Source organism: Parerythrobacter aurantius (assembly GCF_045291475.1).
GTDB classification, from domain to species: Bacteria; Pseudomonadota; Alphaproteobacteria; order Sphingomonadales; family Sphingomonadaceae; genus Parerythrobacter; species Parerythrobacter aurantius.
In genome coordinates this window covers 1,501,658-1,526,498 of record NZ_CP147985.1, presented here as the reverse complement: position 1 = coordinate 1,526,498, position 24,841 = coordinate 1,501,658, and the positions used below count along the sequence as shown (strand labels likewise).

Annotated in this window: 24 protein-coding genes; 8 read left to right on the top strand and 16 right to left on the bottom strand. The window is 64.8% G+C overall.

Annotation, left to right across the window (positions count from 1 at the left end; all coding sequences use genetic code 11):
- Positions 1–155 precede the first annotated feature (155 nt).
- Together WAB17_RS07510 and WAB17_RS07505 are read left to right on the top strand one after the other, a co-directional pair.
- A complete protein-coding gene (locus WAB17_RS07510) occupies positions 156–1,400 on the top strand; it encodes a diguanylate cyclase (protein ID WP_435416740.1) in 1,245 nt (414 codons plus the stop codon).
- Between the two features lie 107 nt (positions 1,401–1,507).
- A complete protein-coding gene (locus WAB17_RS07505) occupies positions 1,508–1,750 on the top strand; it encodes a DUF2171 domain-containing protein (RefSeq protein ID WP_435416739.1) in 243 nt (80 codons plus the stop codon).
- Between the two features lie 277 nt (positions 1,751–2,027).
- Here WAB17_RS07505 and WAB17_RS07500 read toward each other — a convergent pair whose 3' ends face one another.
- Complete coding sequence (locus tag WAB17_RS07500) at positions 2,028–2,426, bottom strand: membrane protease subunit (RefSeq protein ID WP_435416738.1); 399 nt, start codon at positions 2,424–2,426, stop codon at positions 2,028–2,030.
- A gap of 18 nt (positions 2,427–2,444) precedes the next feature.
- Positions 2,445–4,481 carry a ribonucleoside-diphosphate reductase subunit alpha gene (locus tag WAB17_RS07495; protein ID WP_435416737.1) on the bottom strand — a complete coding sequence of 679 codons (2,037 nt, stop codon included), beginning with the start codon at positions 4,479–4,481 and terminating at the stop codon, positions 2,445–2,447.
- 528 nt (positions 4,482–5,009) lie between these two features.
- Between WAB17_RS07495 and WAB17_RS07490 the strand changes: the two genes are divergently transcribed.
- Complete coding sequence (locus tag WAB17_RS07490; protein WP_435416736.1) at positions 5,010–5,273, top strand: hypothetical protein; 264 nt, start codon at positions 5,010–5,012, stop codon at positions 5,271–5,273.
- On the opposite strand, the gene WAB17_RS07485 is transcribed toward WAB17_RS07490, so the two are convergent.
- The 7 genes from WAB17_RS07485 to WAB17_RS07455 all read right to left on the bottom strand — a co-directional run bounded on the left by WAB17_RS07485 (position 5,270) and on the right by WAB17_RS07455 (position 12,145).
- Positions 5,270–6,157 (bottom strand): alpha/beta fold hydrolase, encoded by an 888-nt coding sequence (locus WAB17_RS07485; protein WP_435416735.1) that lies wholly within the window; start codon positions 6,155–6,157, stop codon positions 5,270–5,272. The two genes, WAB17_RS07490 and WAB17_RS07485, sit on opposite strands and share 4 nt — an antisense overlap.
- A gap of 135 nt (positions 6,158–6,292) precedes the next feature.
- Positions 6,293–6,781, bottom strand: coding sequence for an energy transducer TonB family protein (locus WAB17_RS07480; RefSeq protein ID WP_435416734.1), 489 nt, complete (start codon positions 6,779–6,781; stop codon positions 6,293–6,295).
- 251 nt (positions 6,782–7,032) lie between these two features.
- Positions 7,033–8,631 carry an L-aspartate oxidase gene (nadB, locus tag WAB17_RS07475; RefSeq protein WP_435416733.1) on the bottom strand — a complete coding sequence of 533 codons (1,599 nt, stop codon included), beginning with the start codon at positions 8,629–8,631 and terminating at the stop codon, positions 7,033–7,035.
- A gap of 320 nt (positions 8,632–8,951) precedes the next feature.
- Positions 8,952–9,260, bottom strand: coding sequence for a putative quinol monooxygenase (locus tag WAB17_RS07470; RefSeq protein WP_435416732.1), 309 nt, complete (start codon positions 9,258–9,260; stop codon positions 8,952–8,954).
- A 17-nt stretch (positions 9,261–9,277) separates the two neighbouring features.
- Positions 9,278–10,015, bottom strand: coding sequence for a class I SAM-dependent methyltransferase (locus WAB17_RS07465; protein ID WP_435416731.1), 738 nt, complete (start codon positions 10,013–10,015; stop codon positions 9,278–9,280).
- Positions 10,016–10,085: 70 nt separating this feature from the next.
- Positions 10,086–11,204, bottom strand: a complete 1,119-nt coding sequence (locus WAB17_RS07460) for a calcium:proton antiporter (protein WP_435416730.1) — start codon at positions 11,202–11,204, stop codon at positions 10,086–10,088.
- A 2-nt stretch (positions 11,205–11,206) separates the two neighbouring features.
- Positions 11,207–12,145 carry an ABC transporter ATP-binding protein gene (locus WAB17_RS07455; protein WP_435416729.1) on the bottom strand — a complete coding sequence of 313 codons (939 nt, stop codon included), beginning with the start codon at positions 12,143–12,145 and terminating at the stop codon, positions 11,207–11,209.
- 80 nt (positions 12,146–12,225) lie between these two features.
- Between WAB17_RS07455 and WAB17_RS07450 the strand changes: the two genes are divergently transcribed.
- Entirely contained in the window at positions 12,226–12,486 is a 261-nt protein-coding gene (locus tag WAB17_RS07450; protein WP_435416728.1) for a zinc-finger domain-containing protein, read from the top strand.
- A 62-nt stretch (positions 12,487–12,548) separates the two neighbouring features.
- The gene (locus WAB17_RS07445; RefSeq protein ID WP_435416727.1) at positions 12,549–12,968 is read left to right on the top strand and encodes a hypothetical protein; all 420 of its coding nucleotides are present in this window, start codon (positions 12,549–12,551) and stop codon (positions 12,966–12,968) included.
- On the opposite strand, the gene WAB17_RS07440 is transcribed toward WAB17_RS07445, so the two are convergent.
- The 4 genes from WAB17_RS07440 to WAB17_RS07425 all read right to left on the bottom strand — a co-directional run bounded on the left by WAB17_RS07440 (position 12,941) and on the right by WAB17_RS07425 (position 15,562).
- Positions 12,941–13,621, bottom strand: coding sequence for an endonuclease III domain-containing protein (locus WAB17_RS07440; protein WP_435416726.1), 681 nt, complete (start codon positions 13,619–13,621; stop codon positions 12,941–12,943). The genes WAB17_RS07445 and WAB17_RS07440 overlap by 28 nt on opposite strands.
- Before the next feature lie 58 nt (positions 13,622–13,679).
- Positions 13,680–14,915, bottom strand: coding sequence for an MFS transporter (locus tag WAB17_RS07435; protein WP_435416725.1), 1,236 nt, complete (start codon positions 14,913–14,915; stop codon positions 13,680–13,682).
- A gap of 75 nt (positions 14,916–14,990) precedes the next feature.
- Complete coding sequence (locus WAB17_RS07430) at positions 14,991–15,386, bottom strand: type II toxin-antitoxin system VapC family toxin (protein ID WP_435416724.1); 396 nt, start codon at positions 15,384–15,386, stop codon at positions 14,991–14,993.
- A gap of 29 nt (positions 15,387–15,415) precedes the next feature.
- Complete coding sequence (locus WAB17_RS07425; RefSeq protein ID WP_435416723.1) at positions 15,416–15,562, bottom strand: hypothetical protein; 147 nt, start codon at positions 15,560–15,562, stop codon at positions 15,416–15,418.
- Between the two features lie 175 nt (positions 15,563–15,737).
- Between WAB17_RS07425 and WAB17_RS07420 the strand changes: the two genes are divergently transcribed.
- Positions 15,738–16,172, top strand: a complete 435-nt coding sequence (locus WAB17_RS07420; RefSeq protein ID WP_435416722.1) for a hypothetical protein — start codon at positions 15,738–15,740, stop codon at positions 16,170–16,172.
- 19 nt (positions 16,173–16,191) lie between these two features.
- Here the strand turns inward: WAB17_RS07420 and guaA are convergent, their stop codons facing one another.
- From guaA to WAB17_RS07405, 3 genes are all read right to left on the bottom strand, one after another.
- Positions 16,192–17,766: a glutamine-hydrolyzing GMP synthase gene (gene guaA / locus WAB17_RS07415; RefSeq protein WP_435416721.1), complete on the bottom strand. Its 1,575-nt coding sequence runs from the start codon at positions 17,764–17,766 to the stop codon at positions 16,192–16,194.
- 534 nt (positions 17,767–18,300) lie between these two features.
- A complete protein-coding gene (locus WAB17_RS07410) occupies positions 18,301–19,854 on the bottom strand; it encodes a class I adenylate-forming enzyme family protein (protein WP_435416720.1) in 1,554 nt (517 codons plus the stop codon).
- A 70-nt stretch (positions 19,855–19,924) separates the two neighbouring features.
- A complete protein-coding gene (locus WAB17_RS07405) occupies positions 19,925–21,310 on the bottom strand; it encodes an L-serine ammonia-lyase (RefSeq protein ID WP_435416719.1) in 1,386 nt (461 codons plus the stop codon).
- 82 nt (positions 21,311–21,392) lie between these two features.
- Between WAB17_RS07405 and WAB17_RS07400 the strand changes: the two genes are divergently transcribed.
- Together WAB17_RS07400 and gyrB are read left to right on the top strand one after the other, a co-directional pair.
- Entirely contained in the window at positions 21,393–22,163 is a 771-nt protein-coding gene (locus WAB17_RS07400) for a PIG-L deacetylase family protein (protein ID WP_435416718.1), read from the top strand.
- A gap of 84 nt (positions 22,164–22,247) precedes the next feature.
- The gene (gene gyrB / locus WAB17_RS07395; protein ID WP_435416717.1) at positions 22,248–24,800 is read left to right on the top strand and encodes a DNA topoisomerase (ATP-hydrolyzing) subunit B; all 2,553 of its coding nucleotides are present in this window, start codon (positions 22,248–22,250) and stop codon (positions 24,798–24,800) included.
- Positions 24,801–24,841 lie beyond the last annotated feature (41 nt).

The window sequence follows — 24,841 nt, the reverse complement described above, 5'->3', positions numbered from 1 at the left end:
CCTTGCGGGCGGTTCCTGCGCCCATCCCCTAAGCCAAGGAAAACGCGGCCTTAACCCTTTTCGGCCATAGCGGGCGCTTCGTTGCAACCGCTGCCCCGGCCATGCCGGGCGGACGGGCGCGTTCTCCGTTGGCACGAGGGGTACCGACACATCGCATGACCGCCGCCGCCAGCCCGTTCCAGCGCTCCGCGATCGAGCAGGCCGTGCACGAGGCGGTCGAACGCGGCGGCGCCTTTGCGGCCTGGCCGCCGGTGCTGCGACGCGCCTATTTCGAACGCAACGGCGAGAGCATCCGGCAGGAGCTGTTCCAGCAACAGCTGGTCGGACTGGCGGTGACGGTGCTGTCGATCCTGCTCGATGCGGTGGCCCTGCCCGAATATCTCGCCCGCGGCCTGGCGCTGCGCGCGGTGCTGGTGGTGGCGCCGGCCATCGTCCTGCTGTTGCTGGCGCGGCGGCTGCCGCTGCGCATCCTCAAGCTGGGGATGGCGAGCTGCCTGATCGCCTTTGCCGCGGTGGCGACTCACCTGGCGGGCTTTGCCGAGCCGGCCACCGCGGCGCGCTATACCATGGCGACGACGCTGCTCTTCGCCATGGCGGTAATGCTGCTGCCGTTCCTGCGCGAGGAACTGGCCGGCTTTGCCGCCGGCTTCGTCGCGGCGACGCTGCTGGTTTCGCTGTGGCCCGCGCCGCTGCCGCTGACGCAGTGGCTGGAACACGCGATCCTGACCGTCCTCGTCGGCGGCGGCGCGCTCGTCATCGCCATCCGCAACGGCGAGCAGCGCCAGCGCAATTTCCTCTACGACCTGCGCGATCGCTTCACCCATGCGGAGCTCGAATACAATCTCGCCGTGTTGCGCGAACTGTCGGAAAGCGACGCGCTGACCGGCCTCGCCAACCGCCGCGCGTTCCGCAGCGTCTTCGACAGCGCCTTCCGCAACGGAGCGCGGGCCGGGGGCGGATCGGTCTCGGTGATGATGATCGATCTCGACCACTTCAAGCGCTTCAACGACGAATACGGCCATCAGGCCGGCGACCGGGCGCTGCGCAGCGTGGCCCGCGCGCTGGAGGAATGTTTCGCCGGGACCGACGGCATCGTCGCACGTTTCGGGGGCGAGGAATTCATCGGCGCCTTCCCCAGCCGCACGCTGGCCGAGGCGAGCGCCTTTGCCGAGATCGTCCGCAGCAAGATCGCCGGCGTCGAGGTACGGGTGCGCGAGAACGAGGCGCGGCAGCTGAGCGCCAGCATCGGCATCGCCTCCAGCGGGCCGGGCGCGGAAATCGACCTCGCCGAACTGACCGCCCGCGCCGACCGCGCGCTCTATCGGGCCAAGGACGAGGGACGCGACCGCGTGGTCGTGTCCGAGCGGATCGAGCTGCGGGTGGACCGCATCGCCAGCTGACGACCGCCCGGCCCGTGAGCCGTGCGCATGCGTCGACGAATTGCGGAACGAACCGCTGCCCCTTCCGTTATTGGTTCATAAGGAACTGAAAACGAAAGGATATTCCCATGTTCGAGAAGCTTCGCATCAAGGAGCATATGGAAGTCGTGGACACCCGCGGCCAGCATGTCGGCACCGTCGACGAGGTCGATGGCGACAACATCAAGCTCACCAAGTCCGACAGCGCCGACCAGATGCACCACTTCCTCGCGATCGATATGGTCGACCGGATCGCGGAAAACCGCGTCTGGCTGAAGGAAGATGCTCGCATCCCCGCCGGCCTCGGCACGCGCGCGACGACCACGGTCTGAGCGAGCGTTTCACCCGATAATTTCCCTGGCGCGCGCCGCCTGCAGATGATGCGGGCCGCGCGCCCGGCACCCCCGTAATCTTCCCTTGATGGATCGGGCGGTGCCTCCCCCGGTGACCGGCGGCCTTCTTCCTCAGGGGCGCGTCCGGCACCGGGGGTTCCCGTTTTGGCGGACCCGGCGCGACGGCCTTGGAAGAGTGAGGTTAGGCGCTCCTCGGCAGACGACCCATGGGGTTGATCGGCCCGAGCAGGTTTCCCGCCGCCCGAGCTGCCAACCCCTATTGCCCCACTCGCCTCGATTCCGTCACCGGCAAGCCCGCCTCGGTCGGGACGTAGATGAGGCTGGCTTCGGTATCCTCCAGCGCCTGTATCTGGAGATAACGCAGGTACCCGTCTGGCCCGCCCAGCGAATCCTGCAGGATACGATTGGCCTTGGCTGCCCCCTCCGCACGGATAACCTCGGCCTCGGCAAGGGCGATGGCGCTTTCCTTCTTGGCCTCCGCTTCGAGGATCGCGACCTTGCGCGAAGACTGGGCTTCAGCGAGCGCCGCTTCGCCCGCTAGCCGATTGGAATAAACGCGATATTGCGGCCACAGCAGGAGCATCGCCGGAATGGCCAGCACGGCCACGATGGCGGCAATGATCAGGCAACCGGAGTTGCGCATGGCGTTGTTCATGGTGCGACCTTCAACCCCTTACTGGCAGCTCAGGCATTCCTCGTAATCGGTCTGCTCGCCCGCATTGAGCTCGATCTTGGGCGCGTCGGCGGTGTTGTCGGCCTCGACGCCGCCGGCGAAACCGGCGCGCTGCACCGACTTCGAGCGGAGGTAGTAGAGCGACTTGATGCCCTTCTCCCACGCCTGGAAGTGCAGCATGGCGAGGTCCCACTTGTCGACATCGGCCGGGATGAACAGGTTCAGCGACTGGGCCTGGTCGATATAGGGCGAACGGTCGGCGGCGAATTCGAGCAAATAGCGCTGGTCGATCTCGAAGCTGGTCTTGAACACCGCCTTTTCGTCGGGCGTCAGGAAATCGAGATGCGCGACCGAGCCGCCCTTCTCGAGGATCGAGTTCCACACCGCGGTCGAATCCTTGCTCTTCTTGCGCAGCAGTTTTTCGAGATAGGGGTTCTTGACGATGAAGCTGCCCGACAGCGTCTTGTGGGTGTAGATATTGGCCGGGATCGGCTCGATGCAGGCGCTGGTCCCGCCGCAGATGATGCTGATCGACGCGGTCGGCGCGATCGCCATCTTGCAGCTGAACCGTTCCATCGCGCCCATGTCGGCTGCGTCGGGGCACGGCCCGCGTTCCTCGGCCAGCACCATCGATGCTTCGTTGGCCTTGGCGCTGATGTGCTGGAACATCTTGAGGTTCCAGGCCTTGGCCATCGGCCCTTCCAGCGGCAGCCCCTTCGACTGGAGGAAGGAGTGGAAGCCCATCACCCCCATGCCGACCGAACGTTCGCGCATGGCCGAATACTTGGCGCGGGCCATCTCTTCCGGAGCGCGGTCGATATAATCCTGCAGCACGTTGTCGAGGAAGCGCATGACATCCTCGACGAAACGCTTGTCGCCGTTCCACTCGTCCCACTTCTCGAGGTTGAGCGAGGACAGGCAGCACACGGCCGTGCGGTCGTTGCCCAGGTGGTCGATGCCGGTCGGCAGGGTGATTTCCGAGCACAGGTTCGAGGTCGAGACCTTGAGGCCGAGGTCGCGGTGATGCTTGGGCATCATCCGGTTCACGGTGTCGGAGAACACGATGTAGGGCTCGCCCGTCGCCAGCCGGGTTTCGACCAGCTTCTGGAACAGCGACCGGGCGTCGACCTTGCCGCGCACCTCGCCGGTTTTGGGCGACCTGAGTTCGAATTCGCTGCCGCTGCGGACCGCTTCCATGAAGGCGTCGGTGATGAGGACGCCGTGGTGCAGGTTCAGCGCCTTGCGGTTGAAGTCGCCGCTCGGCTTGCGGATCTCGAGGAATTCCTCGATCTCCGGATGGTGGATGTCGATGTAGCAGGCCGCCGAGCCGCGCCGCAGCGAGCCCTGGCTGATGGCCAGCGTCAGGCTGTCCATCACGCGGACGAAGGGGATGATGCCGCTGGTCTTGCCGTTCAAACCGACCGGTTCGCCGATGCCGCGGACATTGCCCCAATAGGTGCCGATGCCGCCGCCCTTGGATGCCAGCCAGACGTTCTCGTTCCAGGTGCCGACGATGCCGTCGAGGCTGTCGGAAACCGAGTTGAGGTAGCACGAGATCGGTAGGCCGCGGTTGGTGCCGCCGTTCGACAGCACCGGGGTCGCGGGCATGAACCACAGCTTCGAGACATAGTCGTAGAGCCGCTGGGCATGATCCTCGTCGTCGGCATAGGCATCGGCCACGCGGGCGAACAGGTCCTGGAAGTTCTCTCCGGGCAGCAGGTAGCGGTCGATCAGCGTTTCCTTGCCGAAATCGGTCAGCAGGGCGTCGCGCGATTCGTCGGTGACGATCGTAAAGCGGCGGTCGTTGATCTTCTTGCTGTCTTCCTTGGGGGCCGCTGCGGCCTTCGCCACCTCGGCCATGGCCCCGCCGGCAGCATCGGCCACCAGTTCTTCGCTGCCCGTGTCCTGCGTTTCCATCTTTACTGCTTTCCTGGCGGGGTTCGCCGCGGGTGTCTTGGGGGGGTGTTCGGTCGTCTCTTCGGTTCCGCTCAGCAAGTCTGCTTCCATCACGCGGTCATCCCCTGCCTTGAAATCCATTTCCTGTGCCCCGCTCTCTTCTGTCGGGACGACCCGGAAGCCATCCCCGTTCTACACTTGTTCCGACGATTCGGGCAACGATGCGGGAACGAATCCCGTGCCGCGACCCTCATGCCAGAAAGCCAAAGTCGATGCGTTCCGCCGTCCCCTGACTGTCCCCCGTTTCGCCCACAGGCCTCCCCTTGCACTCGCCTCGACCGACTCCTCCCCCTCTTGCGGGAATCCGCAACTGCGGGCCAATCTGACTAGGTTTTGGGGCTTGCCCTATCAGCGAACCACTAGATACTGAATCAGCGACGTCTCCTGCGCAAGAGGGTAAATTGCGATTTAATGGTTACCGGCCCGGCCATTACAGGGTGTCTTGTTCGGGTAATACACGGCGACGCGTGGAGAAAGCTTGAGTCGCGAACCGCGCAAGCCCCAAAATCAATCTGTGAAGAAAAAAGTGGTGATTGAATCTTTCGACTCAAGCCGTGTTTTTTCGCTAGCCTGCGGCGCAATTTCGGAATCGCGGGCGGGGTGAAAAGAATGCGGCAGAACCGGATATTGGACCAGCTCGTGCGCTTCGGCAGCCGCTACGAACGGCCGCTCGGCTGGCTGGCGGCCGCATGGTTCGTAATCGGATGCGTGGCAGCGGCGGGATTTGTCGATCTGCCCCGCATCCCGTTCCTGACCGACCGCAATGCCTGGATGGTTTCCGCCCCGGTGAATGCCCTGTGGTGGGGCTGGTTGCGGCCGGAACTGCAGCTGAGGAAGGCCGCACTGGCCGACGCGCCCGAAGCGAGGCCCTAGCCTGCAGCGCGGGCATGGCCGGCAATGTGCGTCGCCAGTTCGTCCGCCAGTTCGACCGGCAGGTCATGCCCCCAGCCCGGGATCGTGACGATCTTCGCGCCGGGAATCGCCGCTGCCGTCGCATGGCCGTGGGCGACCGGGATCAGGGGATCGTCCTCCCCATGCAAGACGAGGGTCGGGGCGGTGATGTCCTTGAGCATACTGGTGCGGTCCCCGTCCGCGATAATCGCGGCCATCTGGCGCAGCGGCCCTTCGGGATAGACGCTGCGGCGTACGGCGGCGCGAACGTTTTCCTCCAGCCGCTCTTCCGACGGAGGATAGCCGGGCGAACCGATCGTGCGCACCACGCGCTTTCCGTGCGCGACCAACACCTCCTCTTCGAGCGAAGCCGGCCGCTTGATCAGCACTTCCATCGCCTCCTTCTTCGCGGCGGGCAGCTTGGGGTGGCCGGTGGTCGAGAAGACCGAGGTCAGCGACCTCGTCTTGTGCGGGTGCCGCGCGGCGACATGCTGGGCGATCATCCCGCCCATGCTGCCGCCGACGATATGCGCGCTGTCGATCCCCAGTGCGTCGAGCAGCCCGGCACTGTCGTCGGCCATGTCATGCAGGCCATAGGGCGCCTTGGGCCTGAAGCCGAACCTGCGCATCAGCGCCATGCGGATCATGCCGGGAGCCTTCACCCCGTCGAACTTGTGGCTGAGCCCGATATCGCGGTTATCATGGCGGATGACGCGGAAGCCGCGGGCGACCAGCGCATCGACCAGTTCCTGCGGCCACATCGTCATCTGCGCGCCGAAGCCCATGATCAGCAGGATCGGCTCGGCATCCTTCGGCCCGTGGTCGTCGTAATGGATGGTGATGCCGTTGGCGGTAATCTCTGGCACGGCTCGCTCTCTCCCCCGGCTGCGCGTTTGCGCTGCATGGCGCAAGCGGGCCGGTCGGGCAAGATGCCCCGACGGCAACGGGCGGCCCTCGCCTGCCGGCTGGACCGCCCGTCTTTCGCGTCCACGGGGGGCGGCTTACAGGCCCAAGGCTACGACAGCGGTATCGCCGCGCGCCAGCCGTTCGCGTTCCATCCATGCCAGCCTGTCAGCCAGCTCGAGCCGCTCCGCCCGAGAACCGGCAAAGATGATGTTGGCCTGGAACACCGTATCCGGCGTGCGCGCCACCGGCCCCCGGTCAAGCCCGTCGAGCCGGCGAACCGCCCAGCGCGCGGCGCGATCGCCGGCAAGCGATCCGGAACTGCGATAGGTTTGCATCGCGACCGGCCGGCCAGCCTCGTCAAGCTTGAACCGCAGCTGGACGATGCCACTATCCGGCGCGGAACCCAAACGTTCCACGGCGTTGTCGAGATGGCGGTTGAGGTTGCGCGAGATGCTCTGCCGCCAGTCTTCCATGGCCCGCGCCGGGCTGACGACAATCTCATCCTGGCCGCTTTCCGCGAGAGCAGGCGTTTGCGAAGCGGCAGCCAAGGCTGCGAACGAAAATACAAGGGCTAGGGTCTTCATCAGATCATCCTCCATCGAACAGGTGAATGACCGGCCACTTTCCTGACCGCCTTAGCCGAGCACAGTCCCGTAACTCCTCGTGCCGGGGGCATCGGTGGTCGATCGGGAGCGGCGCGGGACCAAAGGGGTCGTGCTGGGGGCTGATGCGCCGCTCCCGACACAGCAAATGCCGTCAAAGCACGATTCAAACAATCGCGCTTCTACCGGCGTAACAATATTCCCGACCAAGCGGCGTGGAGGCCCGACGAACGTTACGGCACCAGCACCGTATCCCGCGCAAGAGCATCGGTTTCCGGGTAATCCAGCGTGTAGTGCAGCCCCCGGCTCTCGTGCCGCTTGAGCGCGCTCTGGACGATCAGGTCGGCGCTCTGGTGCAGGTTGCGCAGTTCGATGAGGTCGGTGGTGACACGGAAGCTGCCGTAATAGTCCTCGATCTCCTGCCCCAGCATACGGATGCGGTGGGCGGCGCGTTCGAGCCGCTTGGTCGTGCGGACGATGCCGACATAGTTCCACATGAAGCGGCGGATCTCGGTCCAGTTCTGCTTGATGACGACTTCCTCGTCGGAATCGGTCACCCGGCTGGCGTCCCACTCGCGGATCGGCGGCGGCGGGGCGAGATCGGACCAGCGGGAGAGGATGTCCTTCGCCGCCGCCTCGCCGAAGACGAAGCATTCGAGCAGGCTGTTGGACGCAAGGCGGTTCGCGCCATGCAACCCGCTCTCGGTGCATTCCCCCGCCGCCCACAGGCCGGGCAGGTCGGTCCGCGCGTCGAGCCCCACCAGCACCCCGCCACAGGTGTAGTGCTGCGCCGGGACGACCGGGATCGGCTCTTTCGTCATGTCGATGCCGAGGCCCATCAGCTTCTCGTAAATGGTCGGGAAATGGCCCTTCACGAAATCGGCTGGCTGGTGGCTGATATCGAGGTGGACAAAATCGAGGCCATAGCGCTTGATCTGGTCGTCATTGGCGCGGGCGACGATATCGCGCGGGGCCAGCTCCAGCCGCTCCGGATCGTATTTCTCCATGTATCGTTCGCCGGTGACCGGGTTGAACAGCCGCCCGCCCTCGCCGCGCACCGCCTCGGTAATGAGGAAGTTCTTGACCTCCAGATTGTAGAGGCAGGTCGGGTGGAACTGCATCATCTCCATGTTGGAGACGCGGCAGCCCGCACGCCAGGCCATGGCGATCCCGTCGCCGGTCGCGCCGCGCGGGGCGGTGCTGAACTGGTAGACCCGGCCTGCCCCGCCGCTGGCCAGCACGGTGGCGCGGGCGACATGCGCCTCGACCTTGCCGCTCGCCTCGTCGAGGGCATAGGCGCCCCAGACATGACCGTCGCCCGAGTAACGCTCGGCATTGCGGCTGGTAATGAGGTCGATGCAGGTCCGCCCCGGCAGCAGGGTGATATTCGGATGCGCCTCGGCCGCCTTGACCAGCGCCGCCTGCACCGCCCAGCCGGTCGCGTCGTCGACATGGACGATGCGGCGGTGGCTGTGCCCGCCCTCGCGGGTGAGATGCAGCTCGTCGGACTGGCGGTTGAAGGGCACGCCCAGCTCGACCAGCCGCTCGATCGATGCAGGCGCGTTCTCGACCACGAATTCGACCGTTTCCAGCCGGTTGAGGCCCGCGCCCGCGATCATGGTGTCGCGGATGTGGTCCTCGAAAGTGTCGCCTTCGTCGAGTACGGCGGCGATGCCGCCCTGCGCCCAAGCGGTCGAGCCGCCGGTGAGCGAACCCTTGGCCAGCACGAGTACCCGCTTCGTTTCCGCCAGCGCCAGCGCGGCAGTGAGCCCGGCGGCACCGGAACCGATGATGAGGACGTCATGGGGAGGCCCGAATTGCGACTGTGTCATCCCCGCGTCATGCCGCTGCCAACGCATGGCGGCAAGCAGAGAACGCCTTGCCGCTAGCCACTTTGCGTTCATCCGCGCCACGATACGGGCGGCGGCGACAGGGGAACATAACGGGAGGTCGCAACCGATGTTTTTCGGGCGAATTCGCTGTGCGCTGGGCCGACACCATGTCGACCGCCGCACGGTCAAGACGATGTATGGGCGCGAAGTAGGCCGGTGCCGCTGTTGCAGCCAGGTGCTGGAGCAGGAATTCCCCGGCCACTGGATCGTCACGCCCGTGCGGGACGCGGGGCTGGGGCACCGGCCGCGTTAGGCAGGAATCAGGCCGGCATTCCGGTTCCGGCATCGTATTTCACCAGCTTGCGCTCCCCGATTTCGAGGTCCGGCCAGCTTGCGCGCCATTCGGCGAGATGCGGCGCGGCGAAATGCCGCTCCAGCGCTGCGCAGTCCCGCCAGCGTTCGATCACGCGAACGAGGCCGGGCTCGAGCACATCCTCTGCGTAGGCATATTCGAGGCAGCCGTCTTCCGCGCGGCTGGCCTCGACCATTTGCCGCATCGCTCCACGCGCCTCGTCAACCTTGTGCGGTGGCAGGCGGATGGTGCCGATGACGATTATCGAGGCGGACATTGTCGTTGGAACCCTCCCTACCCGAAGCGCGCGGTGACGAGGCGATATCCGGCATCGTAGCTCTCGCGCTCGAGCAAGGCCCCATGCCTTCGCTGCCAGGCACCGCTGGCAAGGTCTGCCTCCAGCCGCCGTGCGCCTTCCTCCACCCCGTCGATCAGCCAGAAGCCCGAGCTGCCCTTGCGGATCTGCGAGTCGAGATAGGCCTGCGGGCGGCGCCAGTAGGCATAGAGGAACCCGTCGATGCAATCGTGCGGGACCATGACCGGCACGATCTCGACCGGGCCGAGGTGCGCGGCGAAAAAATCGAGCGGCGGCATCACGCCATTGTCGAGGCCGATCAGGCCCGGCCAGTAGTGCGTTTGCCACTGGCCGCGAAAATCGGGATCATAGGTCAGCACTACCACTCGGTCGCGCGCGACGCGGCGCAGTTCCGCCAGCCCCCGTGCCTTGTCGGTCCAGTGATGGATGGTCAGCACCGCCATGACCGCATCGAAGCTGTCGTCGGCAAACGGCAGCTCCTCCGCCGTGCCCTGGACCGCCGGGGCCGCGTCCTCCGCGCGCTGGGCAATCATCTCGGCCGACGGTTCGAGCGCCGTGACCTGCCGCGCAGCCGGTTCATACGAACCGGTGCCCGCCCCAACATTGAGCACCGTCTTCGCATCGCCCAGGGCTGTATCGATCTGCGCCGCAATTCGCAGATCGGGCCGGCGCAGATTGGCGTAATCGACGCCTATCGTATCGTAGAGCGCCGTCACCCCGACTGCTGCGCCGGCGCGGCGGTGCGCCCGGCGGCGTAGGAACCGATGATGCGTCCGTCGCGCTTCTTCATGGCACCATGGTTGTGAAGAGATAGGTAGCGAAAATCACGAGGTGAACGATCCCATGCAGCACGGTCACCCGCCCTCTCGCCATTCCGACAGCCGATACAAACAGGACCAGGACTAGCAGCGTTGTATCCCGCTGGTTCACACCAAGGGTTATATCCAACTCGAACAAAATACTGACAAAAACAACCGCTGGAATGGTCAGGCCCATCGCAGCGAGCGCGGATCCTACGGCAAGGTTGATCCCGGATTGGAGGTCGTCACGCTGGGCAGCCCTCACCGCAGCCAATCCTTCCGGCGCAAGCACCATGCCGGCGATCAGGATCGGCATCAGCGCAAGGGGCAGGTTCGCATCGATTAGCGCACCTTGGATGATGGGAGACAAGCCCTTGGCAAGCAGAATCACTGCCGCGAGCGACACGATGAGCATGGCGAATGCGAGCCACGCCACCTGCAGGCTAGGTGGCGGTACGTCTTTGTCCTTCAATTTCGCATTCGCGGGAAGGAAATAGGCGACATGACGAACGGTTTGGACAAGTACAAAAGTCAGATAAAGGATCAGGGAAACGATACCGACGAAGATGAGTTGGGATTCCGTATATTGGCCCACTCCCGCATTGTTGCCGGTGTAATTCGGAAGAACCAGCACCAGCACTGCAAGAGCAGCTAGCGTGACAAGGCCGACGTTCGCGCCGTCTCGGGTGAAATGCTGTTCGCGAAACTTGAAACCTCCGATGAGGAAGCAGGCCCCAAGCATGGCGGCCATGATGATCATTATTGCGGCGACTAGGGTGTCGCGAGCCAGTGTTTCGGCATTGGCGACTCTTGAAATCATCAGCGACACGATCAGCGCCACTTCGATGACCGTGACGGCGACTGCCAAGACCAGCGTGCCAAAAGGTTCTCCGACCTTGTGAGCGATGACTTCTGCGTGATGCACTGCTGAAAGCACTGATCCGACCAGTATCGCTCCGAATACAGCTGTCCAGATTCCGCCAAGTGTGGTGAGGTCGAGGATGCCCGCCACTGCCCCGAGAAAAGGAAACAGCAGTGTCCACCATGGGAGGCCCACCTCGAGCTTGTCGTTCGACGCTCCGGATTCCGACTCGTGATCGCTCATTTCTAAACGTTCTCCGTTGTCAGCTGGACGAACACGTCCTCCAGATCTGCCTCGCGCGTCGTCACGTCCTCGATGCCGTAGCCGTGCTGCTGGACGATGGCGAGCACCATCCCCGCGCTCATGGCGTCGCGGTTGTAGGTGATCTCAAGGGTGCGGGGTTCCAGCACCTCGGCCTTGACGAAGCCTGCCTCCATGATCGGTCCACCGAGGTCCTTGTCGACCGAAACCCGCACGATCTTCTCGCGCGCCATGCCGACGAGATCCCTGGTCGGCTTGTTGGCGATCAGTTCGCCGTGGTTGATGATCGCGATCCGGTCGCACAGCTGCTCGGCTTCCTCGAGATAATGCGTCGTGAGGACGATGGTGACGCCTTGCCGGTTGAGCTCGGTCACAAGTTCCCATAGCTGGCGGCGCAGCTCGACATCGACCCCTGCCGTCGGCTCGTCGAGCACCAGGATCGGCGGGGAATGGACCATCGCCTTGGCGATCAGCAGGCGGCGCTTCATCCCGCCAGAGAGCGTGCGGGCATAGGCGTTGCGCTTGTCCGCCAGCCGGACCGCTTCGAGCAGTTCCTCGCTGCGCCGCTCGGCCTTGGGCACGCCGTAGAAGCCGGCCTGGTTCTCCAGCACTTCATAAGGCGTGAAGAAGGGGTCGAAGACGATTTCCTGCGGAACGATGCCGATCGACCGCTTGGCGTTGCGCGGGCTGCGATCGATGTCGAAGCCCCAGATCTCGGCCTCACCGCCGCTCTTGGTGACGAGCCCGGCGAGGATGTTGATCAGCGTGGACTTGCCCGCCCCGTTGGGACCGAGCAGGCCGAACACCTCGCCCTGCGGCACATCGAAACTGACGCCCTTGAGCGCCTGCTTGCCCGGCTCGCCTTTCACCCCGGCATAGGTCTTCTGCAGGTCGCGGATGGAAATGGCGGGAGGCTGGGTCATGGCCCGGGCGATAGGCCGATGAAGATGCGAGTGCAAAGGGGAGATTGCATGCGGCTGGTCTTGGGATTATCGGCACCGTCATGAACACCGCACCGCCCGAAGCCGTCAAAGTATCCACCCGCCGCGTCAGTTGCGACGGCGCGAGCGATATCCGCGGCGGCGCCAACTACCGCCCGGCCGCACTGGGCCATCCGCGGGTATGGCTTGAAATCGACGAGCATGGCTATGTCGATTGCGGCTATTGCGACCGCCGTTTCGTGCTGGAGGGAGGTCCCGCCGACGGGATCGACCAGGCCGGCCTGCCAGATATCGCCGCAGGTTCGGATCCGGGCCACCCCTGAGACGTTTTTTCAGGCGCGGTTCAGCCGATTGTGATATGGACTGCGACAGCAGGAGACGCGCCATGATCAAGACCGCCCTTTCCGCTTTCGCTCTCGCCGCATTGACGTTGCCCATGGCCGTGTCCGCACAGCAGGACGCGGCCGACACCGTGGCGAGCAAGGGCGAGGCCAAGTTGGCCAAGCTGATCGAAGGCCGCGTTGCCGGCGAGCCGGAAAGCTGCATCCGCGATTTTCCCGTGCGCAGCTTCCAGGTGATCGACGGGACGGCAATCGTCTACAAGATCGGCAGGACCGTCTGGGTCAACCGCACCCGCGACCCCGAATCCCTGGACGACCGCGATACGCTCGTCTTCCGCCGTTTCGGCTCGCAGGTTTGCAGCACCGATATCGTGACGACCATCGATCCGGTCGGCGGGTTCTACACCGGCAATGTATTCCTGAGCGAATTCGTGCCCTACCGCCTGCCAGAAAAGGAGGGCTGACCTTCGACACCGGAGGCAGCGAGGAATTCGCATAGCTCCGCTACGGGGCAAAGATCGCACTTCGGCGCGCGGGCGCGGCAGATGCGCTTGCCGAACTGGATCAGCCAGAAATGCCCGTCGCGCAGCGCCCAGGCCGGTGAGCGCCGCTCCAGTTGAGCAGCCGTCCGGTCTGCCGTTTTTGCATCCGTCAAACCGATCCGGTTACAAACCCGGTGCACGTGGGTGTCGACCGCGATCACATCCTCTCCGAAGGTGAAGCTGAGCACGATGTCGGCGCATTTCCGCCCGATGCCCGGGAGCGCCATCAGCGCTTCGCGTGTTTCCGGTACCTTGCCGCCATGCCTTGCCAGAAGGGCGGAGCAGAAGGCGCGGATGTTGCGCGCCTTTGTGTTGTAAAGGCCACAGGGCTTGATGGCAGCGGCAATCTGCCCTTCACCCAATGCCAGCATGGCCGTCGGCGTCCGCGCGAGCGCAAACAGGTTGCGCGCCGCTGCCGCCGTGTTCCGGTCGAGCGACTGGGCGGAAAGCATGCAGGATATGCAGGACCGGAAGGCATCCGGCTGGCCTTTGGGTCCCTTCGCCCCGGGGGTACGGCCGGGCATCTCTCGCGCCAGTCGACGATAGACTTCCTCGACCTGCGCATCGTCCAGCATGGTTAGTCAGCGTTCGGGCGTGCGTGCGGTTCCTGCAGGGCAAGGCGCAGGCGCCGGCCTATGCGTCGATCTGGCGGATCGGCGGGATGACCAGCCACCACCACAGCGCGCCGACTGCGGCACATCCCGCCGCCAGCGCGAAGGCGAGGCCGTATGATCCCATCTGGTCGACGATGATCCCGGTCACCAGCGGACCGACGATGCCAGACGCGTTGCCGATGGCGTTCTGGATGCCGACCCAGCCTCCTGCCGCGCGCGGTCCGGCGAAAATCTGCGCCACCGCGAACAGGTTTACCGACACGCAGCCGGTGCCGATACCCGCCACGACCAGCCAAGCGCCGAGCGTCCAGGCGTCGTTCGCATACCAGATCCCCGCGATAGCGATGCCCAGAATGGCCTGACCGCCGATCATCGACAGTCGGCGCACGCGCGCTTCGTCCGCACCGCGCACCACCGCCATGTCCGACAAACGCCCCGCAACCAGCGCCGCGATACCTTGAGAGGTGAAGCTGAGCGTCGTCAGCAACGTCATCTCGGCAATCGAATAGCCCAGTGTCTTGGTCAGGTAGAGCGGCAGCCAGGCGAGCAGGAAATAGAAGCCGTAGTTCGACATGAAATGCGCCGCGCCCATCAGCCACAGCGTGGGAATGGCGAACAGGCGCTTCATCGGCACCGGATCGACCACCGGGGCCGTCACGCTGTCACTTCGCAGCGGCTTCGACGCGAAATGCCACGGCACCAGCCACAGCAGGGTAACGAGGCCGAATATCCAGAAGATCGGCCGCCAGCCCATCGCTTCGAGGATTACCCCGCCGGTCAGCACACCTACCGCCGGGCCGAACGCCAGCGCCGCGCCGACCAGCGCATTGGCGCTGCCGCGACGATGTGCCGGCACTTCGGCGGCGAAGATCTTGGAGCTGCCGGGGAAGGCGATGCTCTCGCCCAGGCCCAGCAGCAACCGCAGCACGATCAGCAGTACCAGCCCGTTGACGAAGCCTGTCAGCAGTGTCGCCAGCGCCCACAGCGCAATGCCCGCGGCGAACATGCGGTAGACGCAGAATCGGTCACACAACCAGCCGACGAACAGGCAGAGCGGCGCATAGACCCAAAAAAAGGCCGAAACCGCGGTGCCGAATTCGGTCGCGGTGAAGCCGAGCTCGTCGATCATCAGCGGCGCGGCGACCCCGATCGCACCCCGGTCGACGTAATTGAGCAGCACCGACAGCGCGAGCAGGATCACCACCCAGAACAGTCGCGTGCTCGATACGGGCGCCCTGCCAGCCGATGATGCCATAGTGCCTCTCCCCCATTCCGACCCTGCATCGCGCTAGCAGGGCGCGGGCAGCGCTACACGCGAATTCGTTGGGGCTTACGTGGCGGCGATCACATCGGTCGCGGCGAAATCCGCGCCCTTGAACAGCAGCGGGATATTGCGGCTCTTGGCAAGCGCATAGGCGAACAGGTCGCCGTAGTTGAGCTGTGCCGGATGGCCTGTGCCCGTGCCGTAGCGGGTGAAAGCGGTATGAGCGAGATCGGCCATTTCGCGGTCAACGGGGATGATGTCGATACCGAATTCGGCCAAAAGCAATTCTGCGCGGGAGACGAGCCAATCGCCGCCACGATTGCGGCAGACAATCCGCAATTCGATCAGGCTGCCTGCGCTCATGAACAATTGGTCGGCGTCGGACATCAGCTCCGAGAAATGGTCGCGCTCCTCTTCGTCGAGCAGGACCGCGATCACCGCTGAGGTATCAACGCAGATCAAACTGGCAGGCCGTTCTCGTCATATTCGAGTTACCAGCTACCGCTGCGATCAAAGTCCATCGTATCGACCTCGGCAAGAAACGCCGCGATCCGCTTCTTCCGCTCTTCCTTGTCGATCTTTTGCGCGGCAGGAACCGGCGTCAGCCGCACCTGCGGCACGCCGTCCTTGTCGATCACCACTTCCTCCCCCGCGCAGGGCGGCCGCAATCAGCTTGGAAAGTTGCGCCTTGGCCTCGCCGATATTGAAGTGGATGGTCATCGGGTGAGGGTAGGTTGGTCAAGGTGACTGGTACCAAGTCGACGTCCGGCAATAGCGCGTGACCAGAGTCTCCTTGCAAGCTATCTTGCCAGTATGGCACAAAAACTAGATTTCGGCGATGTCGTTGCGATCGCTTTAGTTGCCTCTGCCGTAGGCGGTCTCATCACCGCCACTGGGTTCGTAAGCATCCTGTTCGGTTTCGATAAGCTCTCAGGGGACCCCGGTGCATTTCTTCTTGCCCTCCTTTGGGGAAATTTGCTCGGCCTCGCAGTGAGCATCGTATTCGCCTGGCCCCTTGGAATTGCTGTGGGGGCTACGGCAAACAGTATCTTTGGTGATTCAGCCGGCACAGCGGGTTGCGCCGGTGCGTTCACGGCATCCATCCTGTTCGCGCTTGCATACGGAGAAGAACCTATTCGCGAGGCCTTGCTGTTCGGCATAGGCATCACATTCACACTCTTCGGTGCGCTGATGGCGATTGCAGGCCGCTATTATGTCTTGAACCGGGTCGCGGTGTTCACGCGTTAGGCAGCGTCACGGCGATGCCTCACTCCCACTCAATCGTCCCAGGCGGCTTGCTGGTATAGTCGTACACCACGCGGTTGATGCCCTGCACCTCGTTGACGATCCGCGTCGCGCAGCCGGTCAGGAAAGCAGCATCGAATGGATAGACGTCCGCCGTCATCCCGTCGGTGCTGGTCACGGCGCGCAGGGCGCAGACGCTGTCGTAGGTGCGATAATCGCCCATCACGCCGACGGTGCGCACCGGCAGCAGCACGGCGAAAGCCTGCCAGATCGCGTCATACAGCCCGGCCTTGCGGATCTCGTCGAGATAGATCGCGTCGGCCTTGCGCAGGATATCGCAGCGCTCCTTGGTCACCTCGCCAGGAATGCGGATGGCGAGGCCTGGGCCGGGGAATGGATGGCGGCCGACGAAGATGTCGGGCAGGCCCAGCTCGCGGCCGAGTTCGCGCACCTCGTCCTTGAACAGTTCGCGCAAGGGCTCGACCAGCTTCATGTTCATGCGTTCGGGCAGTCCGCCGACATTGTGATGACTCTTGATCGTGACGCTCGGCCCGCCGGTGAAGCTGACGCTTTCGATGACGTCGGGATAGAGCGTCCCCTGCGCGAGGAACTCGGCCCCGCCGAGCTTTTTCGCTTCATCCTCGAACACGTCGATGAAGGTCTTGCCGATGAATTTGCGCTTGGCCTCGGGGTCGGTGACGCCGGCGAGGCCTTCCATGAACATCTGCTCGGCATCGACCACCACCAGCGGGATGTTGTAGTGGTCGCGGAACATGGTCTCGACCTGTTCGCGCTCGCCCAGCCGCAACAGGCCGTGGTCGACGAAAACGCAGGTCAGCTGTTCGCCGATCGCCTCATGGATCAGTATCGCGGCGACGGAGCTGTCGACCCCACCGGATAACCCGCAAATGACCTTGCTGCCGCCGACCTGCTCGCGGATTTCGCGCACTTTCGTTTCGCGATAGGCCGCCATGGTCCAGTCACCCGCCAGCCCGCAGACCTTGTGTACGAAATTCGCCAGCAGCTTGCCGCCATCGGGTGTGTGGACGACCTCGGGGTGGAACTGGGTGCCGTAGAACTTGCGGCTTTCATCTGCGATCACCGCGAAGGGTGCGCCGTCGGAAATGGCGACGATCTCGAAACCGGGGGCGAAGCGGGTGACCTTGTCGCCGTGGCTCATCCACACCTGGTGGCGTTCGCCCACACTCCACAGCCCCTCGAACAGCGCGCAATCCCTGGTCACGGTCAGGTAGGCGCGGCCGAACTCGCCGCCGTCTCCGACCTCGTGCCCGGGCCGCACTTCGCCGCCCAATTGGTGGCTCATCACCTGTTGGCCATAACAGATGCCGAGGATCGGCACGCCCGCCTCGAACAGCGCCATCGGTGCGCGCGGGCTCCCATCCTCCGGAACTCCGGCGGGCGAGCCGGAGAGGATGATGCCCTTGGGCTCCATGCGATTGAACGCCGCCTCGGCTTGGGTGAAAGGCGCGATTTCAGAATAGACCCCGGCTTCGCGCACCCGGCGCGCGATCAGCTGGGTCACCTGGCTGCCGAAATCGACGATAAGGATGGAATCGGGGAGAAGTGCGTCGTCCATGGCCGAGCGCGGTAGGCAAGGGCGCGGGGGCTGTCCAGCTTGGGCGCAAGGGAAACCCAAGGTGGCATTGTCGAACACTCTCTTGCGGATGGCGCACTCAGATGAACAAAACCTGTCGAGTTAGTTGCGTCTGACGCAACTCGCCTGCGTGTTTTCTCACTTTTAGAAAGCGGTGCGAAAGATTATTTCACTCCTCGAAGCCGGCGGTGAGCCCTCCTCTCCCCCCCGAATGTTCACCCCGGCTCCCTCAGGCTGCACGATCCCTCGGCAGCCGGACGATCGGAACCGCAGCCACGGGCGCGGCAACGATCGGTAAAGCCGCGAGACGCGGTCGCCACCTCTCTCCCCCTCCCCCCGGCGACCTGCGTCTCGCGGCCCTATTCTCCATTTTTTTGGTCGTGCCCTGTAACCGCTGCGCCTGCGCGCGCGGACCCGTGATGTACCCCGAGCGCTCAAGCATCCGGGTCGCGCTGGTGCGGCGCGCCTGCCCCCTCCCCCAGAGGCGCGCCGCACCGCTTTGCCGCAGTGGTCCGTTTACACGGGAAATCGATCCGCCAGCTCGCGCAGTTCGGTCTTGAGCAGCTTGCCGATATGGCTGCGGGGCATCTCGTCGATGGGATGGAGCGCGCTCAGCCGCTGGGTCTTGCCCAACCGGGCATTGGTGCTGCCGAGGATATCCTCGACCTCGCCCGCCGGCACGCCGTCGGCCAGCCTGACGAAGCCCAAGGGGGTTTCGCCCCATTGCACCGAAGGTATCCCGATCACCGCCGCTTCCGCGACGCGCGGGTCCTTGGCCAGCTCGGCCTCGAGATCGCTGGGGTAGATGTTGAACCCGCCCGAGATGATCATGTCCTTGGCCCGGCCGACGAGTTCGACGAAGCCATCGGCATCGACCCGGCCGATATCGCCCATCCGCTGCCATACCTCGCCCGTTTCCGGGTCGGTCCAATAGCCTTCGCGGGTCTTGCCAGGCTGGTTCTTGTAGCCTGCCATCATGGTCTGGGAGAGGCCGATGAGGTTGCCCGCCTCGCCCGGCGGCAACGGCCGGTCCTCGTCGTCGAGCACCTTTAATTGGCTTCCGGGCGCAGGTCGCCCGACGGTGTGGAGCTTGTCAGGGAACTCATGGCAGGGCAGCAGGCAGACCACGCCGCCTTCGGTCATCGAATAGATCTCGATCAGCCCGCCGGGCATGCGGCGCAGCACTTCGGCCTTGAGCTCAGCCGAAAATGGCGCGCTGGTACAGTATTTCAGCATCATGGACGACAAGTCGAACTCGTCGAACCGCGGTTCGGCCATCAGCCGCTGGTATTGCACCGGCACCAGCATGGTCAGCGTGGCCTTGTCGGCCTGCGCGTGCTCCAGCCATTTCACCGTGTTGAACTTGCCCATGACCCGCACCGTGCCGCCCGCCAGCAGCGGCGGCAGGAAAGCAACCATGGTGGTGTTGGAATATAGCGGGGTCGAGGCCAGCGAGACGACCGGCATTCCCGAGCCAAGGAACGAGGAGGCGGTCGCGGCGAACTGTCGCCAGCGCATTTGGTGCGAATGGACGATGCCCTTGGGGATGCCCGTCGTGCCGCTGGAATAGATGATGTTGAAATGGTCTTTCGGGTCCGGCGTGAAAGCGGGTGCTTTCGTTCCGGCAGGGGCCATCCAGGCGTCGATGTCCTCCAGCGCGATATGCTCGAGCCCGGTCGCAAAATCATCGCCCAGCTCGGCGCTTTTAACCGCATCGATGAACAGGTGCCGCGCGCCCGAATCCGCAGCCATGCCTTCGAGCTGTTCGCGGCTGGCGCTGGTCGTAAGCGGCGCGGCGACCCCGCCCGCGCGAACCGCCGCGAGAAACACCAGCGCATAGGCGATGCAGGACGTGCCGAGGATGGCGACCGATTGCCCCTTTTGCAGCCCGGTCTCCGCCAGCCGCGCTGCCAGCCGCTCGATCCGGTCGTCGAGTTCGGCCCAACTGAGTGCTCCGCCATCGTCGCGGAGGGCTGGCTTGTCCGGCTGGGCAGCCGCCCAATGCGACAGGATCTGCGAAAAATTGCCGAAGGGTTCGGCAAGCGATGCGGCTGGCGTGGTCTCTCCCATGATCGCCATTCATATGGGCGACCGGGCTTTTGTCGAGAGACTTATCCGTGGGCCGGACAGTCCGGCAACATCAGCATTCGATCACATTGACAGCCAGCCCGCCCTGGCTGGTTTCCTTGTACTTGGTGCTCATGTCGAGCCCGGTCTGGCGCATGGTCTCGATCACCTGGTCGAGGCTGACGCAGGTCTCGGCCTCGGTCCGGTGGAGTGCCAGCCGCGCGGCGTTGACCGCCTTGACCGCGCCGATGGCATTGCGTTCGATACAGGGCACCTGCACCAGCCCGCCGACGGGGTCGCAGGTCAGGCCGAGGTTGTGCTCCATGCCGATTTCCGCCGCGCAGGCGATCTGCTGCGGGCTGCCGCCCCATACTGCGGCGAGCCCTCCGGCCGCCATGGAGCAGGCCACGCCGACCTCGCCCTGGCAGCCCATTTCGGCCCCGGAAATGCTGGCCCGCTGCTTGTACAAAAGGCCGATGGCGCCCGCGGTGAGCAGGAACTCGCGGGTCTTGTCGCGGCACGGCTGCTCGGCGGGATCGTTGCAGTAGAACCGGATCACCGCCGGGATGATGCCCGCCGCGCCATTGGTCGGCGCGGTCACCACGCGCCCGCCGGCGGCGTTTTCCTCGTTCACCGCCATGGCGTAGCAATTGAGCCAGTCGAACAATTGCTCGCGCTCGTTCGACTGCGGGTTGGCGCTGAGCTTGTCCCACAGGTCGGGCGCACGGCGCTGGACCTTGAGCCCGCCGGGCAGCGTGCCGCGCCGGACCAGCCCGCGTTCGATGCACTGCGCCATGGCTTGCGCGATCGTGTCGAGGCCGGCCTCGGTCTTGGCGCGCGGGCGCATGGCATCCTCGTTGGCGAGGACGATGGAAGCGATGGAACGCCCCTGCGCCTCGCAAGTCGCGAGCAACTCCGCCGCCGAGGCGAAGTCGTGCGGCACGCTGGCACCGGTCGAAATCCGGTCGTCCTTGGGCTTGCGCCTGAGTTGCGCTTCCGAGGCTACGAAGCCGCCGCCGGTGGAATAGTAGGTCCGCTGGAGAAGGATGTCGCCCGCCGCATCGAGCGCCGCCAGTCGCATGCCGTTGGGATGCAGCTCGGGAATGACATGCCCGGCAAGGTCGATATCGCTTACAGGGTCGAAGGCGATGCCGTGGTGCCCGCCCAGCGCCATCTGCTTGCTTTCGCGCAGCGCGGCGATGGCCGCTGCCGCCGTGTCCGGGTCGGTCGTTTCCGGCTGGAAACCCATCAGCCCCAGCATGGTTGCGTCGACCGTCCCGTGACCGACGCCGGTGAGCGCCAGCGAGCCCTGCAGTTCCACGGCGACGCGATCTGTCCGGTCGAGCTTCCCCGCCTTGGCCAGCGACCGGGTGAACATCCCAGCTATACGCATCGGTCCTACCGTATGCGATGAGGAAGGACCGATCCCGATCCGGAAGATATCGAGCACTGAGAGCATGGCGTGCCTGGGCCCCTCCTGCTTGCAAGCCGTGACCAGCCGCCTAGGATGCAAGCGGGAATTTTGCCAGAGGGGAGTGGGAATGAGGACATCATGGGCCAGGCTGACCCTTGCTGCCGTCGCGGCTGCATTCCCGGCGGAACGCGGTATGGCAGAGGATCGGGAACGGCGAGTCCTGGTCGTCGTGGCCCACCCCGACAACGAGCTGTTCTTCGCCCCCGCCCTCGCCATGGAGGCACGACAGGGTGCCCGCGTCAGCATCGCCTATGCAACGCAGGGCGAGGCCGGCCCGGGCGTCAGCGGCATGGAAAAGGGCGCGAAGCTCGGCCGGACGCGGTTGGCAGAGGCGCTATGCGCCAGCGGCGCGCTCGGGCTCGACATGCCGATGTTCTTCGATTTCGGCGACGGCAGGCTGACCGATCGGCCGCAGGATGCGAACAGTGCGGCGCTACGGCTGAAGCAAGCGCTGGAACGCGCCTTGTCCGCCGAGCGGCCCGACCTCGTCATCACCTGGGGCCCCGACGGCGGCTATAGCAATGGCGATCACCGGATGGTCAGCGCCATTGTGTCGCAGGTGGTGCAGGCCATGCCCGCAGGCCTGCGCCCGGAATTGCTCTATCCCGGCATCCCCACAGGCAATGTCCCCGACATGCCCGAGCTGAGGGGGTGGGCCGAAACCGATGCTGCGCTGTTGACCGAACGCTACACCTACAATCGCGACGATCTGGCCAGGGCCGTCGCCGCCACACAGTGCCACAAGACCCAGTTCGACGACGCCCAGCGTGCCGGGCTGGTGCCGCTGTTCGACCAGGCGATCTGGCGCGGGGTGGTAGGTTTTCGCAAGGGGTTGTGAACCACTGTCCGGCCCGGTGGAAAACAAGGCTCTTCGGACCCGCCAGGGTTTGGGAATCCGCCTTCTCGCGCCTATATAATCGGCATGAGCGATACCACTCCCGAAAGCACTGAACCAGCCAACGACAAGCCGCGCCAGATGGGCGAATACGGCGCCGATTCGATCAAGGTCCTCAAGGGCCTCGACGCGGTGCGCAAGCGGCCCGGCATGTACATCGGCGACACCGACGACGGCAGCGGCCTGCACCACATGGTGTTCGAGGTTTCGGACAACGCGATCGACGAAGCGCTGGCGGGCCATTGCGATCTCGTTCTGATCGAACTCAACCCCGATGGCTCGGTTTCGGTCGAGGACAACGGTCGCGGCATCCCGGTCGACATGCACAAGGAAGAAGGCGTTTCGGCGGCCGAGGTCATCATGACCCAGCTTCACGCCGGCGGGAAGTTCGAGAACACGTCTGACGACAACGCCTACAAGGTCTCAGGCGGCCTCCACGGTGTGGGCGTTTCGGTGGTCAACGCGCTCAGCGAATGGCTCGAACTGGTGATCTGGCGCAACGGGCAGGAACACTGGATGCGCTTCGAGCATGGCGATGCGGTCGAAAGCCTGCGGGTCGTCGGCGATGCGCCGAAGGTCGAGGGCAATTCGGACGAGAACGGCTTCAAGAAGGGCACCCGCGTGACCTTCAAGGCCTCGGAAGAAACGTTCAAGAACGTCATCGAGTTCGATTTCGAGAAGCTGGAGCACCGCTATCGCGAGCTCGCCTTCCTCAACTCCGGCGTCCGCATCAAGCTGCGCGACAAGCGGCACGAGGACGTGCTGGAGCACGACCTGTTCTACGAAGGCGGGATCGCGGCCTTCGTCAAATGGCTCGACCGCAACAAGCAGCCGCTGATCGGCGATCCCATCGCCGTGTCGGCGGAGAAGGACGGCATCGGCATCGACGTCGCGCTGCAATGGAACGACAGCTATTACGAGAACGTCCTCACCTTCACCAACAACATCCCGCAGCGCGACGGCGGCACGCATCTCGCCGCGTTCCGCGCCGCACTGACCCGCACACTCAACAATTACGCCACCTCCTCGGGCCTGATGAAGAAGGAGAAGGTCAGCCTCAGCGGCGAGGACATGCGCGAAGGGCTGACCGCGATCGTCTCGGTCAAGCTGCCTGATCCCAAGTTCTCCAGCCAGACCAAGGACAAGCTGGTCAGCTCCGAAGTGCGCCAGCCGCTCGAAAGCCTGATGGGCGAGAAGATGACCGAGTGGCTGGAGGAAAACCCGGCCGACGCCAAGGCGATCATCCAGAAGATCATCGACGCCGCCGCCGCCCGCGAAGCCGCGCGCAAGGCGCGCGAAATGAGCCGCAAGGGCGCGATGAGCGTCGCCAGCCTGCCCGGCAAGCTGGCCGATTGCCAGGAACGCGATCCCGCCAAGTCCGAACTGTTCCTGGTCGAGGGCGATTCCGCAGGCGGCAGCGCCAAGCAGGGCCGCGACCGCAAGACGCAGGCGATCCTGCCGCTGAAGGGCAAGATCCTCAACGTCGAGCGCGCCCGGTTCGACCGGATCATAAGTTCCAAGGAAGTCGGCACGCTTATCCAGGCGATGGGCACGGGTCTGCGCGACGAGTTCAACCTCGAGAAGCTGCGCTACCACAAGATCGTGATCATGACCGACGCCGACGTCGACGGGGCACATATCCGCACGCTGCTGCTGACCTTCTTCCACCGTCAGATGCCCGAGATCGTCAAGGCCGGGCACCTGTTCATCGCCCAGCCGCCGCTGTTCAAGGTCAGCAAGGGCCGCAGCGAGGTCTATCTGAAGGACCAGGCGGCGCTGGACCGTTACCTGGTAGATGCCGGCTTGCAGGGCCGTATGCTGGAGACGACCGGCGGCTCGCGCGCCGACGGCGATTTGCGGGTGCTGGTCGAACACGCGCTGCGCTTCCGCAATTTGATGGCCTTCGTGCCGCGCAAATACGACACCGGCATCATCGAACAGATGGCACTGTCGGGCGCGCTCGATCCGGAACTCGATGCTGCCACTCGCCAGCAGGCGCTCCAGCTTGCCGCCCAGCGCCTCGAAGCCGGCGACGAAGATGCGCGGTGGACAGGCCAGCTGCGCGAGGACGGAACGGTCCGCTTCGACCGGCTGTGGCGCGGCGTGACCGACGTCCACGAGATCGAGGCCAAGTTCCTCCACAGCGCCGAGGCACGCAAGCTGCACAAGCTGGCGAGCGAGCAGGCCGAAGCCTATGTCCACCCCTCGCGCCTCGTGCGCGGAAGTGCGGAAGCCGAACCCGAAACAGATTCCGTCGAAGGGGCAGACGGCGAGGAACCCGAGGTCGTCATCGCCAGCGGCGATGGCGCAATCAGCCGTCCGACCCAGCTGCTCGACCAGATCCTGGCCGCAGGCCGCAAGGGCCTGTCGATCGCCCGCTACAAGGGCCTGGGCGAAATGAACGCCGAGCAACTGTGGGAGACCACGCTCGACCCCGAGGCGCGCGTGCTGCTGCAGGTCAAGGTCGAAGACGCCGATGTGACCGACGAGATCTTCACCCGTCTGATGGGAGACGTGGTCGAACCGCGCCGCGAGTTCATCCAGGACAATGCTCTCAACGTCGCGAATCTCGATGTCTGACGACATCGAGGCCCGTTTTGGGGCTCTCAACGTCGCAAACC

What these genes read in the sequence shown, in the direction of transcription:
- WAB17_RS07510 (WP_435416740.1), top strand. Translation starts at nt 156, where the DNA reads ATGACCGCCGCCGCCAGCCCGTTCCAGCGCTCCGCGATCGAGCAGGCC.
- WAB17_RS07505 (WP_435416739.1), top strand. Translation starts at nt 1,508, where the DNA reads ATGTTCGAGAAGCTTCGCATCAAGGAGCATATGGAAGTCGTGGACACC.
- WAB17_RS07500 (WP_435416738.1), bottom strand. Translation starts at nt 2,426, where the DNA reads ATGAACAACGCCATGCGCAACTCCGGTTGCCTGATCATTGCCGCCATC.
- WAB17_RS07495 (WP_435416737.1), bottom strand. Translation starts at nt 4,481, where the DNA reads ATGGATTTCAAGGCAGGGGATGACCGCGTGATGGAAGCAGACTTGCTG.
- WAB17_RS07490 (WP_435416736.1), top strand. Translation starts at nt 5,010, where the DNA reads ATGCGGCAGAACCGGATATTGGACCAGCTCGTGCGCTTCGGCAGCCGC.
- WAB17_RS07480 (WP_435416734.1), bottom strand. Translation starts at nt 6,781, where the DNA reads ATGAAGACCCTAGCCCTTGTATTTTCGTTCGCAGCCTTGGCTGCCGCT.
- nadB (WP_435416733.1), bottom strand. Translation starts at nt 8,631, where the DNA reads ATGACACAGTCGCAATTCGGGCCTCCCCATGACGTCCTCATCATCGGT.
- WAB17_RS07470 (WP_435416732.1), bottom strand. Translation starts at nt 9,260, where the DNA reads ATGTCCGCCTCGATAATCGTCATCGGCACCATCCGCCTGCCACCGCAC.
- WAB17_RS07460 (WP_435416730.1), bottom strand. Translation starts at nt 11,204, where the DNA reads ATGAGCGATCACGAGTCGGAATCCGGAGCGTCGAACGACAAGCTCGAG.
- WAB17_RS07455 (WP_435416729.1), bottom strand. Translation starts at nt 12,145, where the DNA reads ATGACCCAGCCTCCCGCCATTTCCATCCGCGACCTGCAGAAGACCTAT.
- WAB17_RS07450 (WP_435416728.1), top strand. Translation starts at nt 12,226, where the DNA reads ATGAACACCGCACCGCCCGAAGCCGTCAAAGTATCCACCCGCCGCGTC.
- WAB17_RS07445 (WP_435416727.1), top strand. Translation starts at nt 12,549, where the DNA reads ATGATCAAGACCGCCCTTTCCGCTTTCGCTCTCGCCGCATTGACGTTG.
- WAB17_RS07440 (WP_435416726.1), bottom strand. Translation starts at nt 13,621, where the DNA reads ATGCTGGACGATGCGCAGGTCGAGGAAGTCTATCGTCGACTGGCGCGA.
- WAB17_RS07435 (WP_435416725.1), bottom strand. Translation starts at nt 14,915, where the DNA reads ATGGCATCATCGGCTGGCAGGGCGCCCGTATCGAGCACGCGACTGTTC.
- WAB17_RS07420 (WP_435416722.1), top strand. Translation starts at nt 15,738, where the DNA reads ATGGCACAAAAACTAGATTTCGGCGATGTCGTTGCGATCGCTTTAGTT.
- guaA (WP_435416721.1), bottom strand. Translation starts at nt 17,766, where the DNA reads ATGGACGACGCACTTCTCCCCGATTCCATCCTTATCGTCGATTTCGGC.
- WAB17_RS07410 (WP_435416720.1), bottom strand. Translation starts at nt 19,854, where the DNA reads ATGGGAGAGACCACGCCAGCCGCATCGCTTGCCGAACCCTTCGGCAAT.
- WAB17_RS07405 (WP_435416719.1), bottom strand. Translation starts at nt 21,310, where the DNA reads ATGCTCTCAGTGCTCGATATCTTCCGGATCGGGATCGGTCCTTCCTCA.
- WAB17_RS07400 (WP_435416718.1), top strand. Translation starts at nt 21,393, where the DNA reads ATGAGGACATCATGGGCCAGGCTGACCCTTGCTGCCGTCGCGGCTGCA.
- gyrB (WP_435416717.1), top strand. Translation starts at nt 22,248, where the DNA reads ATGAGCGATACCACTCCCGAAAGCACTGAACCAGCCAACGACAAGCCG.